Source organism: Streptosporangium sp. NPDC000563 (genome assembly GCF_040299985.1).
Taxonomy (GTDB): domain Bacteria; phylum Actinomycetota; class Actinomycetes; order Streptosporangiales; family Streptosporangiaceae; genus Streptosporangium.
The window spans coordinates 44903-60507 of sequence record NZ_JBEPDA010000008.1; the positions used below are offsets into that span (position 1 = coordinate 44903).

The window sequence follows — 15605 nt, forward strand, 5'->3', positions numbered from 1 at the left end:
CCATGACAGATGAGGTGCAGGACATGCCGTACACCGTGCAAGGCGTGGTCGCGCGTGGCAAGGGCGAGCCCGTCTCGCTGGAGACCGTTATCGTGCCGGATCCCGGCCCTGGCGAGGCCGTGGTGACGGTCCAGGCCTGTGGTGTCTGCCACACGGACCTGCACTACCGCGAGGGCGGCATCAACGACGAGTTCCCGTTCCTGCTCGGCCACGAGGCCGCGGGAGTGGTCGAGGCCGTCGGCGAGGGCGTCACCGAGGTGGCCCCCGGTGACTTCGTGATCCTGAACTGGCGGGCCGTCTGCGGCGAGTGCCGGGCGTGTCTGCGAGGCCGTCCCTGGTACTGCTTCAACACCCACAACGCCACCCAGAAGATGACCCTGGAGGACGGCACGCCGCTCAGCCCGGCCCTGGGCATCGGCGCCTTCATCGAGAAGACCCTGGTCGCGGCCGGGCAGTGCACCAAGGTCGACCCTGCGGCACCGGCGCAGGTGGCCGGGCTGCTGGGCTGCGGCGTGATGGCGGGCATCGGCGCGGCGATCAACACCGGCGGCGTGACCCGCGGTGACAGCGTGGCGGTCATCGGATGCGGCGGCGTCGGCGACGCGGCCGTTCTCGGCGCCGCCCTGGCGGGCGCCTCGAAGATCATCGCGGTGGACGTGGACGACCGCAAACTCGCCTGGGCCAAGGAGTTCGGCGCCACCCACACGGTCAACTCCCGCACCTCCGACGTGGTCGAGACGGTCAAGGAGCTCACCGGCGGCAACGGCGCGGACGTGGTCATCGAGGCGGTCGGCCGCCCGGAGACGTACCGGCAGGCCTTCTACGCCCGCGACCTGGCCGGGACCGTCGTCCTGGTCGGGGTGCCCACCCCGGACATGACGCTGGAGCTGCCGCTGCTCGACGTCTTCGGCCGAGGTGGCGCGCTGAAGTCCTCCTGGTACGGCGACTGCCTGCCCAGCCGCGACTTCCCCATGCTCATCGACCTCTATCTCCAGGGGCGGCTCGACCTCGACCGCTTCGTCTCCGAGACGATCGGTCTCGGCGACATCGAGGACGCCTTCGCGAAGATGCACCGCGGCGAGGTCCTGCGTTCGGTGGTGATCCTGTGATCGACAAGGTCGTCACCTCGGGAACGTTCTCGCTGGACGGCGGGACGTGGGACGTCGACAACAACGTCTGGATCGTCGGCTCGGCGAGCGAGGTGCTGATCGTCGACGCCGCCCACGACGCCGCCGCGATCGCCGAGAGGGTCGGCGACCGCGAGGTCAAGGCCATCGTCTGCACCCACGCGCACAACGACCACATCGACGCGGCGGCCGACCTCGCCGAGCGGACGGGCGCGCCGATCCTGCTCCACCCGGCCGACCAGGTGCTGTGGGAGATGGTCTACACCGACCTGCCGTACACCCCGCTCAAGGACGGGCAGGTGCTCTCGGCCGGCGGAGTCGAGCTGACCGTGCTGCACACGCCCGGCCACGCTCCGGGCGCGGTCTGCCTGTACGGGGCGGAGATCGGCGCGGTCTTCACCGGCGACACCCTGTTCAACGGGGGTCCCGGCGCGACGGGAAGGTCCTTCTCCTCCTTCGACACGATCATCGAGTCGATCACGGCGAAGCTGCTCACCCTGCCGCCGGGGACGGCCGTGCACACCGGTCACGGCGAGTCCACCTCCATCGGCGCGGAGGCGGGGCACCTGGAGGAATGGCTCGCCAGGGGCCACTGACCCGCGTCTTTCCGCACTCGATCCGCTCACGCGTCCCGGCCTTCGCCGGGGCGCGTTCGCGTTTCCCGCTCCCCTGCCTCGGTGGTGTGTCCACGGGTCCCCTTCCCGGGTTTCCGGCGGACCTTTTCCGGTGATCGCCCGCCAGTCGGCCCTGAGGTCGTGAGGTTTTCCGCACGTCGACCGGTTGCCGCCCGGGTGGGAACTTCGGACCGATGACAGAGAGATTAAGGTCGTGTGCCCTAGTTCACATAGGCAAGGCTTACCAAATGAGCTAGTTTAGGTGTGCCTAACCTATGGTAGCCTCCAGAAAGGTCGCACTCCCGTGTACGTATGCCTCTGCCGCGCGGTGACCGAGAACGAGGTGCACGACTGCATCTCGGCAGGGGCCAGAAGCGCGCGCCAGATCCGCGATGCCACGGGCGCCGGCGGCGACTGTGCTTCTTGCGTGCGAAAAATCTGTGCGATCCTGAAGCGGTCTGAAGATTTGATGCCGACCGCATAGCACGAGGAGCCCGCCATGCAGGGCGACAAGAAAATCATCGAACTGCTCAACGAGCAGCTGACCGCGGAGCTGACCGCGATCAACCAGTACTTCCTGCACGCCAAGATGCAGGAGAACTGGGGGTATACCCGGTTGGCCAAATACACCCGCGAAGAGTCCATCGACGAGATGCGCCACGCGGAGAAGCTCACCGACCGCATCCTCTTCCTTGAAGGACTGCCCAACTACCAGAAGCTGGGCACCCTCCACATCGGCCAGACCGTCGCCGAGCAGCTCCGCGCCGACCTGGACGTCGAGCTTGAGGTCGTCAACCGGCTGAAGCCCGCCATCATCCTGATGCGTGAGAAGGGCGACACCACCTCGGCCCGGCTCTTCGAGGAGATCCTGGAGGACGAGGAGCACCACATCGACTACCTGGAGACCGAGCTGGGTCTCATCGGGAGCCTCGGGGAGCAGCTCTACCTCGCCCGCTACGCAGAGCCGCCCTCGGCGTCTTGAGGTAATAAAGCATGAACACGCCCACCAGATCCCCTCTGGTGGGCGTGTTCTGTTTTGTCGCCTCCCCCTTTTGGGGCGCTGTGCTTTCCAGGCACTTCCAATGCGGGAGACCTACTCCGTGGCCCTCGGCCGTTGCGGGATGACTATCCGGGATTTATCAGTGTTTGCCCAGGTCAATGGATAGGTCAACGACGAGTCAAACCGCGCGCTGTACCCGGGAAACGATCCCCTAAGGTCCTACGATCGCAACATGACCTGTGTACTACTCGCCGAGGATGACACCTCGATTTCCGAGCCACTGGCGCGAGCTCTGCGCCGCGAGGGTTATCAAGTAGAGGTGAGCCCTGATGGCCCGCAGGCTCTGGAGCGGGCTCTGTCGGGTGGCATAGACCTGATCGTTCTCGATCTGGGCCTGCCCGAGATGGACGGCCTGGAGGTGGCCCGGCGCATTCGCGCCGAGGGCCACGGGACTCCCGTGCTGATCCTCACCGCCCGTGTCGACGAGGTCGACACGGTGGTGGGCCTCGACGCCGGGGCCGACGACTATGTCACCAAGCCTTTCCGCCTCGCCGAGCTGCTGGCGCGCGTCCGCGCGCTCCTGCGGCGCGGCACGTCCGAGACGCCCGTGGTCCAGGGCGTGCGCATCGACGCCGACTCACGTCGCGCGTGGATGGGAGACAAGGAGTTGCATCTGACCACCAAGGAGTTCGATCTGCTGAGGGTCCTGGTCCGGGACGCGGGAAAGGTGGTCACCCGCGAGCAGATCATGCGCGAGGTGTGGGACACCAACTGGTGGGGGTCGACCAAGACCCTGGACATGCACATCTCGTGGCTCCGCCGGAAACTCGGTGACGACGCCGCCAAGCCCCGATACATCACGACCGTTCGAGGAGTCGGCTTCAGGTTCGAGCGCGAGTAGGGGATGCGTCGCCGCCTGCTCTCCTCAACCCTCCTCGTCGCGGTCATCGGGGTGTTGCTGCTCGGCATCCCCCTCGGTGTGGCGGTCAACCGGCTCATCGAGGAGGAGGCGACCCAGGAGCTCTCCTCGCACGCCAGAAGCCTGCTGGGGGAGGTCGAGTACGCCCGGATCCAGGATCAGCCCGTCGACGAGCACCAGCTGCAGCGCAAGTATTCCGATCTCTACATTCAGATTTACGCGAAAGGGACGCCGCCCCAGGTGATAACGGTGGGCACCGAGCCCCCCGAGAACCAGAAGATGACCGAGGACGCGCAGTCGGAGAACGGCGTGTACGTCGCGGTCAGCCGGGACAAGACGGGAGTGGAGCGCGAGGTCCGCGCGTGGTTGTTCCTCATCCTGGGACTCGCCGCGGCTGCCCTCGCGGTCGCGGTGGGGCTCGCCATAGTGCAGTCGCGCCGCCTGAGCTTACCGCTCAGCGACCTTGCGATGATCGCTGAGCGGCTCGGTTCCGGCGACGCCAGACCGAGCAAGCACCGCTACGGCATCCAGGAGCTCGATCGGGTGGCCGAGGTGCTCGACCGCAGCGCGACCCGCATCTCCGACCTCCTGTCCAGGGAGCGGGAGTTCGCCACCGACGCCTCCCACCAGCTGCGCACCCCGCTCACCGGCCTGACCATGAGACTTGAGGAGATCGTCGCCGCCGCCGACGAGCCGGGCATCGTCAAGGAGGAGGGCGAGGCCGCGATCGTGCAGGCCGAACGGCTCACCGCCGTGATCGACGAGCTGCTGGCCACCGCCAGAAGGCAGCGTCAGGCACAGTCCGAGGTCGTCGAGCTCGACACGCTGCTCGACCAGCAGTTCATCGAGTGGGGCCCCGCGTTTCGCAGGGCCGGGCGGCGGCTCAGCCTGGCCGGTACGCGCGGGCTCCAGGCGCTGGGCACCGGTGGCGGCATCGGCCAGGTGATCTCCACCCTGCTGGAGAACTCGCTGAAGCACGGAGACGGCACGGTGACCGTGACCACCTGCACCAAGGAGAGGTCCGTCGTGATCGAGGTGGCCGACGAGGGCAGGGGCATCACCGACGACCTGGTTCCGCGGGTCTTCGAGCGGAACGTGAGCGGGGGCGGTGGCACCGGGCTCGGCCTGCCCCTCGCCAGGGCGCAGGCCGCGGCGGACGGCGGACGTCTGGAGCTCGTGAAGGCGCGTCCCGCGACGTTCGCGCTCTTTCTGCGTCAGGTGGGCGAGACCGTCAGGAACCGCGTCGTCCGCGGGCCCGCCTGACCGCGGCCGGCCGGCGCGCTTCGATCGAAGCAGGACTCGTTTCCGCGGGTGCCATCTCGTGGCCGTCCGATCCGGTGCGGCGGACGATCACCCCGGGTCGAGGGAACGCGCGGATCAGCCGGACTGGCGCGGGCCGGTGGGGGGCGTGTTCTCTTCCGCCGGCTTGCCCAGGAGATACATGTGGCCGTTGACCTGGCTGTTCGGCACCGCCGACCGGTTGGGCGGCGTACCGGGCACGGGCTCCGCCTGCCCCACGGGCGGCGAGATCGGCAGGAAGACCCACTTCTTGTACGACCAGAACCTGAACAGGGTCCCGAGGGCGGTACCGGTGAGCAGGGCGATGTTGTAACTCAGCACGTCCTGCAGGCCCAGGGTGTAGGTCACGAAGCCGATCACCAGCAGCGAGATCAGCAGGCCGATGCCGTTGAGGACGAAGAACAGGAAATACTCGCGGGCGAGGCCGCTCTGCTCGCGGTGCCTGAACGTCCAGTAGCGGTTTCCCAGGTAGGCCAGGGTCGCCGCGACGATCGTGGCGATCACCTTGGAGGTGAGCGGTCCCCAGCCGAGACCGAACCTGAGCAGGTTGGTGCCGCCGGTGTCGACCACGAAGGCGATCGCGCCGATCGTCCCGAACTTCGCCAGCTCGCGCGCCAGGTCGGCGAGCCGCCGGTAGGCGTGTCGGAGAAACTCCACGTTTCCTGCACGGTCCTTTCGGGGGTCGGCCGCCGATCCGCCGCTTCGGAGGATCTCGAACACTCTTCGGGTCAGGTTACCGGTGAGGAGGCGTGATCCGCGCGAGGTTGACTCGTCGGTGTAGATATCCGTCAGCAAGTGCCTTTTCAACAAATGTCTCATAACACGGGATAAATGGGGGCGGTGACGTTACGCTGACCCGGTAGATCACGGGAAGCCCTCGGCAGCTCCGCCTCCCGTGGTCGGTCCAGACGGACTGCCGTACGCGACGGCCACTACCCCGGGGATCCACCCTTGCGCCGCCGACTCCTCGCCTTGATCCTGGGCCTGTCGATGACGACCGCCTGCGGTGCGGGGAGCGAGACGCGGGTCACCACCCCCGAGGCCGGCGGCCCGTCGCGCGAGGCGTCCACCGAGGTGGAGCTCGGCGAGGCGACCGACGCCCTCGCGCTGCTGAGCAGGCTCGACGACGCCTGGCGCGACAAGGACTGCGCGACGGTCGAGAGGCTCACCACCTGGGCGGAGAGAGCGCTGGGCGGTCGTGCCTGTGAGGCGACCCGGAACGGCCGCCCAGCCCCCGCCAGGAAGTCCTACAGCGTGGCGGAGTTGTACCTGCCGGGCACCGTCGGCGAGGACCGCTGGTTCGTCGCCCTGGCCCGAGAGCCCGACCCGGCCTACTTCCTCTTCGTCCAGGAGGGCGGCGAGTGGCGGCTCGGCGCCGGGCCCATCCCGATCAGGGGCGAGATCCGCGAGCCGACCGAGGGCGCGGTGCCCGCCGACGACCCGTCGGTGGGGGTGAAGGCCCGCCTTGTGCCGCAGCGCTACCTGGCCTACCTGACCGACCCGGCGGGGGTGAGCGGGGTGACCTTCCCCAAGGGCGACCCGGCCCGTGATCTCTTCGGTGATCTGGTCAGGCGCCCGCAGAGCGTGCGGCCCGACCGTCTCACCACCGAGGTCCGCCTGCTCGTCGGCCCCCAGCGCGCGCTGCTGCTGCCCGGCGGCGGTGCCCTGGTCATCCACGCCCTGGAGATCGAACACCGGCAGAGGGCCCGTGAGGGGCGCTCCGCCCTGGCCCGCCCCCTCTACGGCAAGGCCGACCTGCGCGGTTTCACCGGCAGGACCAGAACCGCCAGGCTGACCGGGACCGAGGTCGTGCTCGTCGCCACCGAGATCATGGGCAAGGGTGCCGAACTCGCCACCACCGGCCTGCGCCGCGGCCTCGCCACCCTCACGGCGGACTGACCTCACCCCGTCACGACCCTGTCACAGCGTCCGCCGGCCACCCGCCGGCCACCCGCCGTCCGCCCGACGCCTGGCCGCGCATCGTGCGACGGTAAACTTAACCGCTGTGAGCAGCCCTTCTTTGGCCAGTCCCATCGGACCCGTCGTCGGCGTGATCGGAGCGGGCCAGCTGGCCCGGATGACGCAGCAGGCGGCGATCGCCCTCGGCATCGAGCTGCGGGTCCTGGCCAACTCGCCCGACGAGAGCGCCGCCCGTGTGATCGCCGACGTGCGCCTGGGCGACTACCGGTCGCTGGCGGACCTGCGCGATCTCGCCAAGGGATGTGACGCGGTCACGTTCGACCACGAGCACGTGCCCACCGAGCACGTCCGCGCCCTGGCCGAGGACGGCTTCGCCGTGCGTCCCGGCGCGGAGGCGCTCGTCCATGCCCAGGACAAGGCCGTGATGCGCGAGCGGCTGACCGCGATCGGCGTCCCCTGCCCACCCTGGCGGCGGGTCGAGACGGTCGCCGACGTCGAGGAGTTCGCCGCGGAGAACGGCTGGCCGGTCGTGCTCAAGGCGGTGAGGGGCGGCTACGACGGGCGCGGCGTCTGGGTCTGCCACTCCGCGGCCGAGACGACCGAGGTCCTCGCCTCCGGCGTACCGCTGATGGCCGAGGGGTTCGTGCCGTTCGAGCGGGAGCTCGCCGTGCTGGTCGCCAGGTCGCCGCACGGGCAGGGGGTCAGCTACCCGGTGGTGGAGACCGTCCAGCGCGACGGCATCTGCGTCGAGGTGCTCGCCCCGGCTCCCGGCCTCGACCCCGAGTGGGCCGCGGTGGCCCAGCGGATCGCCCTGACCATCGCCAAGGAGCTGGGTGTGACCGGGCTGCTCGCCGTGGAGATGTTCGCCACCCCCTCGGGGCTGGTGGTGAACGAGCTGGCGATGCGCCCGCACAACAGCGGCCACTGGACGATCGACGGGGCCCGCACCTCCCAGTACGAGCAGCACCTGCGTGCGGTCCTCGACCTTCCGCTCGGGTCGCCCGCGCCGACCGCCCCCGTGGTGGTGATGGCGAACCTCCTGGGCGGCGACGACCCCGACATCTTCTCCCGGTACGAGCACGTGATGGCTTACGACCCGGGGATCAAGGTCCACTTCTACGGCAAGGAGGTGCGGCCGGGACGCAAGATCGGCCACGTCACCGCCATGGGAACCGACCTTGACGAGGTCCGGGCGCGTGCCAGGCACGCCGCGGTCTATCTCGCCGAGGGAAGATACACCTGAGATCGCTTCGGGACACCTTGTCGTCGGCGGCAGTCGGGGGCCGTCGGGGCCGTGCCGGTGGAACACCCCGGTACCACCGAGGTCCCGAGCGCCGGAAGACCCGGGAGGGTGAAAGCTCCGGCGGCACAGCAGACCGCTGCCCCCTCCGCGGGGCAGGACACCAACGCGAACGCGCGGCCGGTCGGTCGCGACGAGGCACAGGGAGAAAGCATGACCACCGTCGGCATCGTCATGGGCAGCGACTCCGACTGGCCGGTGATGAGACTCGCCGCCGAGGCGCTCGCCGAGTTCGGGGTGGCGTTCGAGGCCGACGTGGTCTCCGCGCACCGCATGCCCGAGGAGATGATCGCGTACGGCGCGGAGGCGGCCGGGCGCGGTCTGAAGGTGATCATCGCGGGCGCCGGGGGAGCCGCCCACCTGCCGGGCATGCTCGCCTCGGTGACCCCCCTGCCGGTGATCGGCGTCCCCGTCCCGCTGAAGTATCTCGACGGTATGGACTCCCTGCTCTCGATCGTCCAGATGCCCGCCGGGGTCCCGGTCGCGACGGTCGCCGTCGGGGGTGCCCGCAACGCGGGCCTGCTGGCCGTACGGATCCTCGCCGCCGCCGACGAGGGGCTGCGGGCGAAGATGGAGGCGTTCCAGGTCGCCCTCAAGGACCAAGCCCATGCCAAGGGCGCGAAGCTTCGCGCCGAAGCCGCCCAGCTCGGCGCCTGATATGGCCGCTTTTGGCCAATAGCTTGACAACAATACGGATATATGAGGACTCGGAGGGAAGGAGCAGATCTCCACGGATTTTGGAGGTGGGGATCATGAGGAACGCTATCCGCGCCGTCCTCGGGCTCACGGTGGCGGTGCTGGCGGTGTTCGGAAGCCTGGGCATGGGTGAGGGTCAGAAGACCACCGACTCCGCCGTGAGTTCCGTCTCGACGCGCTGACTTCCTGGTGCTCCGGCTTGGTCTCTTCGTCGTTGCGGCTGTCTCGGACGGCCCGGATACTGTGTGCGTGGAGCCCGCCACCCGTTCGCGGAGCCGTCACAGGAGGGCACGTCACTGAGATCATCCTCGGGACGTGACGGAGGCTTGTCGGCGTTGCGGGGGCGATCCGCGCGAATGACCGCGCCCGTTGTGGGCGACCGCCGACATAGCGAGGGTGATGACGACGTGGAAGCAGACCTCAGCAACGCCGTCTGGCGCAAGGCGGCCCCGGAGGGGGACGACAGCGGTCCTTGCGTCGAGGTGGCCGTTGTCGACGCTCCCGAGGAGGGCCACAAGGCCGGGTCGGGTTCTCTTTACGTATTGCGCGACTCCAAGAATCCCGACGGACCGAAGCTGTTCTTCACCCGTTCGGAGTGGGACGCCTTCGTCGGGGGCGTGAAACTCGGCGAGTTCGACAACTGACCCGACGGGATCGGGGCGGGTAAAAGGCCCTCGTCGGTGACGGGGGCCTTCTTGCTGCGCGCTTCCAGGGTTTCTCCCTCGTCGCCGCGATCGGATCGCCCGCCGGGTCGACCCGGTGAAAGGGGCGCCATCCTCGGGGTTCACGCTTCGGCCACCGCTCACCCGTGAGGGTAAAAACCCTTTTGTCGAAAGAAAAGGAAGAGCTGGTTCTGTGAGGCGGCTCGCCCTGCTGCAGTGCGAGCGACTTCGCCGTAATCGCCGCCAAAAGCGTTATACGGATAACTTGGGGGCGATTTGGTGTTTTTTGCCATGAAATTTCGAATATCGTAGTAATTGTCATGTCCAAGGGATTACTACGAGAGAGGTGTCCCGATGGGTATCACGATGTTCCCGGGGGGTGCTTGGCCGGCTCACGACCCGCACTGGCACTACCACCATCACCGTCACTACCATCGCCGCAGGCGCTGGCATCGTAGATATCACTGGGGCGGCTGGAACTGGTGACCTGAGAGACAGTGGTGACCGACGCGATATCCGAGAAGTCGACGACCATCCGGCCCGTTTCCGGCACAAACCGGGGACCCGCCGTCGTGTCCGCTCCGCCTGCCAGGTGAGCGGACCCCGCGACGTCCACGCCGTTCTGGCGAGACCGGCGGGTTCGCTTCAGGGCGACATGCCTCGACCCGGGAGAGATGCGGCAAAGGGAGGTACGCCCGGCCGTGTCGTCAGGGTCGCCTCGGAACGACCCTGACGAGGGGAGGGCGGAAAGGGACGGCCGCGCGGGATGACGCGCTGTGCTCAGGGACGGCCCAGAGCGCGGTAGTGCCAGCCGGAGGCCCGCCAGGTCTCGGCGTCGAGGGCGTTACGACCATCAACGATCTTGCGGGAGATCACCACGGAACCCAGCTCCTCGGGATCCATCGCGACGAACTCCTGCCACTCGGTCAGCAGCAGCACGACGTGGGCGTTTTTGGCCGCGTCCAGGGCCGAGGTGCCGTAGGCGAGTCCTGGGTGGGCCTTGCGGGCGTTCTCCTGGGCGACGGGATCGTAGACGGTGACCCGGCCACCCTGCTCGCTGATCTTGACGGCGACGTCCAGGGCGGGCGAGTCGCGGATGTCGTCGGAGTTGGGCTTGAACGCGGCGCCGAGCACCGCGACCGTACAGCCGCGGAAGGAGCCGCCGGCCAGCTCGCGGGCGAGGTCGACCATGCGGGCGCGGCGGCGCATGTTGATCGCGTCGACCTCCCGCAGGAAGGTCAGTGCCTGGTCGGCGCCGAGCTCACCGGCCCGGGCCATGAAGGCGCGGATGTCCTTGGGCAGGCAGCCGCCGCCGAAGCCGAGACCGGGGTTGAGGAACTTGCCGCCGATGCGGTCGTCGAAGGACAGCGCGAGGGAGAGCTGCTTGACGTCGGCGTGGGCGGCCTCGCAGACCTCGGCCATCGCGTTGATGAAGGAGATCTTCGTGGCGAGGAAGGCGTTGGCGGCCACCTTGACCAGCTCCGCCGTGGGGTAGTCGGTGATCACCATCGGGGTGCCCATCTCCAACATGGAGGCGTACACCTCCCGCATGACCTTCTCGGCCCGGTCGGAGGCGACACCGAGCACGATCCTGTCGGGGTGGAGGGTGTCCTTCACCGCGAAGCCCTCACGAAGGAACTCGGGGTTCCACGCGAGCTCGGCGCCCGCGCCGATGGGGGCGAGCCGGGCCAGCTTGTCGGCGAGGCGCTGCGCGGTGCCGACCGGGACGGTCGACTTGCCGACGATCAGGCACTCTCGGTCCAGATGGGGGGCGAGCGACTCGATCGCGGCGTCCAGGTAGGACACGTCCGCGGCGTACTCTCCCGGCTTCTGCGGCGTGCCCAGGCACAGGAAGTGCACGTCGCCGAAGGCCGCGGCCTCCTCGTACGAGGTGGTGAAGCGCAGTCGGCCGTTGGCCAGGTTGCGTCGCAGGATCTCCTGCAGGCCCGGTTCGTAGATGGGCAGATCGCCGGCCCGCAGGCGGTCGATCTTCTCCGCGTCAACGTCGAGGCTGAGGACTTCGAAGCCCAACTCGGCCATGCACGCGGAAGTCGTCGCACCGAGATATCCGGTTCCCACCATCGTGAGGCGGTAGGCCACTGGTGCTCCCTTCGTTCTGCCCAATTCTTTGCCGACAGGGTATCGGCACCTTGTGGTCCCACTTTGCCACCTGCGCAAACGCCGCAGGACATACCACATGGGGTGGAGCGCTCCATGTTTTGTTGGACGTCCTAGTATTTTCCCATGAGCTACCCTCTCTACGCACTGCCCGAGGAGCACGAGATGCTCCGCGAGACGGTCCGCGCTCTCGCCGACGAGAAGATCGCCCCTCGCGCCGCCGAGGCCGACGAGACCGGGGAGTTTCCCTGGGACGTCTACAAGGCGCTCGTCGCGGCGGACCTGCACGCCGTGCATGTCCCCGAGGAGTACGGGGGCGCCGGCGCCGACGCCCTCGCGGCGGTGATCGTCATCGAGGAGGTGGCGCGGGCCTGCGCCTCGTCCTCGCTGATTCCCGCCGTCAACAAGCTCGGCACCGTTCCGCTGATGCTCGCGGCCTCCGAGGAGCTCAAGCGGGACTATCTCCCGCCGGTCGCGCGGGGGGACGCGATGTTCTCGTACGCCCTCTCGGAGGCCGAGGCGGGCAGCGACGCCGCCGCCATGAAGACCCGCGCTGTCCTCGACGGCGACCACTACGTGCTCAACGGCGCCAAGATGTGGATCACCAACGCCGGGGTGTCGGAGTACTACACGGTGATGGCCGTCACCGAGCCGGGCGTCGGGGCGAAGGGCATCTCCGCGTTCGTCGTGGAGAAGGGCGACGAGGGCGTCAGCTTCGGGGCGAAGGAGCGCAAGCTCGGCATCAAGGGCTCCCCGACCCGCCAGGTCATCCTGGAGAACGTGCGGATCCCCGCGTCCCGGATGATCGGCGAGCCGGGCACCGGTTTCAAGACCGCCCTCGCCACCCTGGACCACACCCGCGTCACCATCGCCGCCCAGGCGCTCGGCATCGCCCAGGGCGCGCTGGACTACGCGATCGGCTACGTCAAGGAGCGCAGGCAGTTCGGCAAGGCCGTCGCCGACTTCCAGGGCGTGCAGTTCATGGTCGCCGACATGGCGATGAAGCTGGAGGCCGCACGCCAGCTCACCTACGCCGCCGCCGCCAAGTCGGAACTCGCCATGCACGGCGAACCGCAGAAGGACCTCACCTTCCTCTCCAGCGCCGCCAAGTGCGCCGCCTCCGACGCCGCGATGGAGATCACCACCGACGCGGTCCAGCTCCTGGGCGGGTACGGCTACACCAGCGACTACCCGGTCGAGCGCATGATGCGCGACGCGAAGATCACCCAGATCTACGAGGGCACCAACCAGATCCAGCGCATGGTGATGGCTCGGCAGCTGTTGAAGTAGTTGTCGACGCCGGAAACCCCGCCCACCGGAGTTCGGTGACGAGGTTTCCGGCGTCCGATTTCGCACCCTGAACAATCACCGTTCTGTTCCTGTTTCATGAGAGAGGAACCGCGGCCAGGACAACGGGTCGTCGATGGCCTGGCGGGCGCGGTCGTGTGAGGCCGGCATCATGTGTGCGCAGACACGGAGAGCGAACCCTGGATCGGCGGAGCCGAGGTGCTCGGCCAGTGCCTTGATTGAGACGGCCGACCTGCCATTTGATAGCCCCGGTTTGTGATCGGAGGCCGCGGTGACGTGCGGAGAGCCACTTTTTCCATTGCAGGTTCGCCAATCCACAAGCAAACGTCCGTCCCGCCTGTACTCTCACTCACGGTTTTGGGTTGCGTGCGGAAGGTGACCGAGTGGTCGGCGAGAGTGATTGGGCGGGACGAGTCGGCGGGCGTAACGACGACTTCGACGAACTTCAGGTTGTCGCCATCCTGGAGCCCGGCCGGGCCTCGTGGGGCTCACCCTTTCAGGTAAGGGCCGGCGACGGGCACGACTACTTCGTCAAGGTCCTTGAGGGCTGCACTCGGAACTGGGCACGTGGCGCTCTCGTGGCCGAGTATGTCGTCAGCCGCGTGGGAGCCCTCATCGGCGCACCCGTGTGCCAGAGCAGTCTCATCCGGATCCCGGAGGAGCTCCGTGGGCATGGGATTGCCAGAGGTGTCGAACTCACTCCGGGGATAGGACATGCGAGCCGAACCATCCGGCACGCCGACGAAGTGCGGGACAGACTCGGCCACAGGCGGCGTGACGACAACCGCAGCCGGCACGTCGGTCTCTACGCGCTCTATGACTGGTGCTACGGGGATGATCCGCAATGGCTGCACGACTTGGAAGACGACTACACCGTCTACTCTCATGATCACGGTCTTTATCTTCCGCCGAACACGGGAGAGATCTCGCCTCAGGTCCTGCGTGAAGCGAAGGACGAGCCAAACGAGTTGCCAGACGTCCGGAATGGGCTGAACGCGGAGGCGGTTGCCCTGGTAGCGGATGCCCTTGAGAAAATTGACCGCGAAGTTCTCGTCAACATCATGTGCGGCGTGCCAGCATCATGGCCAGCAACCGATGAAGAACTGGCCACACTGGGCTGGTTCCTCGAATACCGCGCTCCAGTCGTAGCGGGCCGGGTGCGCAACCTGATCCGGAGGGAGGGGTAGATCGATGAGCCGCTACCTGTACTCGATCATCCGCTGTCTCCCCGATCCGCAGACAGGTGAATTTGTGAACGTCGGGGTCATCGCCGGGGATCCGGTCACCGGGGACTGGGCCGTTCGCCGCCTGTCCAACATCGAGCGGATCCGCAGGTTTGCTCCGCAGCCGGTTTTAGAGGTATCTGAACGCTTCATGGCCCGCGTGACAGGCGAGATCGCCGACGCCAGGGCTGCGGTGGAGGTGGACAGAGGAGAGCCACTCGGGGAAGCGTGGCTTGATCGACTCTGTCGAGACCATCGCAATACCGTTCAACTCAGCGCGCCCGCTCCCGTCATCGCGAGACGGGCCGAAGAGGCGCTGGCGATGATCTTCGACAGTATGATGATCGATCCCGCCTTGCCTCCGCGCCAGCAGTCGATAAGCAGGATCAGGGCAGTCCAGGACCTGAAAGACGCCTACAACCGGGCGGAGATCCCGGGATCGCTGCTGAAGCCGAAATGTCGGATCTACATCGGGGATCGGCTGAACTCTCTCATCGACATCGCCGTCGCCAACGGCTCCGCAATTCAGCTCACGCAAGCATGGTCCTTCCAAATCAGCTCGATCGATGACCTCTCCACCCGCGTCAAGGCATGGGGTTACGCAATAGAGCGACTCCGGCGAGGCGACGAGGCCCGCCTGATCGACGCGCAGGACTCGGTCAGCGAGGTAGCCTCCGACGTGGATCTCCAGATTGTCGTAGTGCCCCCAGAGACGGCACAGCAAGAGTTCGCGTATGAAGAGGCAGAGCAAGTCTTCATTGGTCTTGGCGCGGCGGTGCACACGCTTGACGACGTCGATGCGGTCCCTGCCCGCGCCGCAGCCTTGCTGGCGGCGAAGTGATAGCGCAGAACCGATTGGCTGAAGTCCGGCGCGGGCCGTCCTCCATAGGAGTGCCCCACGCCCTGGTTGTCTGAGTGTGCAGCGGGGAACACCCAGATCTACGAGGGCACCAACCAGATCCAGCGCATGGTGATGGCCCGCCAGCTCTTCAAGTAGACCGTCGACCAGCGGAAACCCGGTCCGAACCATGCCCGTGGACCGGGTTTCGCGTGTGCCTCCGGGTTTCGGTCTGGTCGGTGTGGGGTGGCCTTCGGCACCTACCGCAAGATTGAGCGAACCGGCGGACGTGATCGCCGTCGCCGATGAAAGTTACATCGGCGACGGCGATTCACCACTGCCGAAGTAGGTGATTTCCTTCCTCGATCTGCCCGGAGCGCGGGCTGATCCGGCAGGGATCCGGTGCGTCGCGAGCGCCGTGCGGAGGACTGCGCCTAGTCGTCGGCGACCGGCGCGACGACGGAGACGTCGGCTCCTGACCTGCAAGATCGGACTCACTGTCCGCCGGGTCGCATCGTGCGCATGAGCGACGGGCCCCTGCCGCGCCCCGCGAGAGGTCCACCGTGTCGTGGAAGATCATC

At 67.6% G+C, this 15605-nt stretch carries 16 protein-coding genes; 14 read left to right on the top strand and 2 right to left on the bottom strand.

The window, feature by feature from the left end; all coding sequences use genetic code 11:
* The first annotated feature begins 23 nt into the window (after positions 1 to 23).
* The 6 genes from ABT352_RS20285 (at position 24) to ABT352_RS20310 (ending at position 4923) form a co-directional block, all read left to right on the top strand.
* Entirely contained in the window at positions 24 to 1109 is a 1086-nt protein-coding gene (locus ABT352_RS20285) for an S-(hydroxymethyl)mycothiol dehydrogenase (RefSeq protein ID WP_350946609.1), read from the top strand.
* Complete coding sequence (locus ABT352_RS20290) at positions 1106 to 1723, top strand: MBL fold metallo-hydrolase (RefSeq protein WP_350946418.1); 618 nt, start codon at positions 1106 to 1108, stop codon at positions 1721 to 1723. Before ABT352_RS20285 ends, ABT352_RS20290 begins: the two co-directional genes overlap by 4 nt.
* A gap of 322 nt (positions 1724 to 2045) precedes the next feature.
* On the top strand, positions 2046 to 2225 hold the full coding sequence (locus tag ABT352_RS20295; RefSeq protein WP_350946419.1) for a (2Fe-2S)-binding protein: 180 nt from the start codon (positions 2046 to 2048) through the stop codon (positions 2223 to 2225).
* Positions 2226 to 2240: 15 nt separating this feature from the next.
* Positions 2241 to 2723, top strand: a complete 483-nt coding sequence (gene bfr, locus ABT352_RS20300) for a bacterioferritin (RefSeq protein ID WP_350946420.1) — start codon at positions 2241 to 2243, stop codon at positions 2721 to 2723.
* A 250-nt stretch (positions 2724 to 2973) separates the two neighbouring features.
* Positions 2974 to 3642: a response regulator transcription factor gene (locus ABT352_RS20305; RefSeq protein WP_012888073.1), complete on the top strand. Its 669-nt coding sequence runs from the start codon at positions 2974 to 2976 to the stop codon at positions 3640 to 3642.
* A gap of 3 nt (positions 3643 to 3645) precedes the next feature.
* Positions 3646 to 4923, top strand: a complete 1278-nt coding sequence (locus ABT352_RS20310) for an ATP-binding protein (RefSeq protein WP_350946421.1) — start codon at positions 3646 to 3648, stop codon at positions 4921 to 4923.
* A 114-nt stretch (positions 4924 to 5037) separates the two neighbouring features.
* Here ABT352_RS20310 and ABT352_RS20315 read toward each other — a convergent pair whose 3' ends face one another.
* Positions 5038 to 5616 (bottom strand): GtrA family protein, encoded by a 579-nt coding sequence (locus tag ABT352_RS20315; protein WP_350946422.1) that lies wholly within the window; start codon positions 5614 to 5616, stop codon positions 5038 to 5040.
* 294 nt (positions 5617 to 5910) lie between these two features.
* Between ABT352_RS20315 and ABT352_RS20320 the strand changes: the two genes are divergently transcribed.
* The 5 genes from ABT352_RS20320 (at position 5911) to ABT352_RS20340 (ending at position 9519) form a co-directional block, all read left to right on the top strand.
* Positions 5911 to 6858, top strand: coding sequence for a hypothetical protein (locus ABT352_RS20320; RefSeq protein ID WP_350946423.1), 948 nt, complete (start codon positions 5911 to 5913; stop codon positions 6856 to 6858).
* 178 nt (positions 6859 to 7036) lie between these two features.
* A complete protein-coding gene (locus tag ABT352_RS20325; protein ID WP_502992883.1) occupies positions 7037 to 8122 on the top strand; it encodes a 5-(carboxyamino)imidazole ribonucleotide synthase in 1086 nt (361 codons plus the stop codon).
* A 210-nt stretch (positions 8123 to 8332) separates the two neighbouring features.
* Complete coding sequence (purE, locus tag ABT352_RS20330; protein ID WP_350946425.1) at positions 8333 to 8836, top strand: 5-(carboxyamino)imidazole ribonucleotide mutase; 504 nt, start codon at positions 8333 to 8335, stop codon at positions 8834 to 8836.
* 95 nt (positions 8837 to 8931) lie between these two features.
* Positions 8932 to 9057 carry a hypothetical protein gene (locus ABT352_RS20335; protein WP_350946426.1) on the top strand — a complete coding sequence of 42 codons (126 nt, stop codon included), beginning with the start codon at positions 8932 to 8934 and terminating at the stop codon, positions 9055 to 9057.
* 225 nt (positions 9058 to 9282) lie between these two features.
* Positions 9283 to 9519: a DUF397 domain-containing protein gene (locus ABT352_RS20340; RefSeq protein WP_350946427.1), complete on the top strand. Its 237-nt coding sequence runs from the start codon at positions 9283 to 9285 to the stop codon at positions 9517 to 9519.
* A 798-nt stretch (positions 9520 to 10317) separates the two neighbouring features.
* On the opposite strand, the gene ABT352_RS20345 is transcribed toward ABT352_RS20340, so the two are convergent.
* The gene (locus tag ABT352_RS20345) at positions 10318 to 11619 is read right to left on the bottom strand and encodes a UDP-glucose dehydrogenase family protein (protein ID WP_350946610.1); all 1302 of its coding nucleotides are present in this window, start codon (positions 11617 to 11619) and stop codon (positions 10318 to 10320) included.
* A 162-nt stretch (positions 11620 to 11781) separates the two neighbouring features.
* On the opposite strand from ABT352_RS20345, the gene ABT352_RS20350 reads away from it, so the two are divergent.
* The 3 genes from ABT352_RS20350 to ABT352_RS20360 all read left to right on the top strand — a co-directional run bounded on the left by ABT352_RS20350 (position 11782) and on the right by ABT352_RS20360 (position 15027).
* Positions 11782 to 12945, top strand: coding sequence for an acyl-CoA dehydrogenase family protein (locus tag ABT352_RS20350; protein ID WP_350946428.1), 1164 nt, complete (start codon positions 11782 to 11784; stop codon positions 12943 to 12945).
* A gap of 401 nt (positions 12946 to 13346) precedes the next feature.
* The gene (locus tag ABT352_RS20355; RefSeq protein ID WP_350946429.1) at positions 13347 to 14150 is read left to right on the top strand and encodes a HipA family kinase; all 804 of its coding nucleotides are present in this window, start codon (positions 13347 to 13349) and stop codon (positions 14148 to 14150) included.
* A gap of 4 nt (positions 14151 to 14154) precedes the next feature.
* Positions 14155 to 15027 (top strand): DUF3037 domain-containing protein, encoded by an 873-nt coding sequence (locus tag ABT352_RS20360; protein ID WP_350946430.1) that lies wholly within the window; start codon positions 14155 to 14157, stop codon positions 15025 to 15027.
* Positions 15028 to 15605 lie beyond the last annotated feature (578 nt).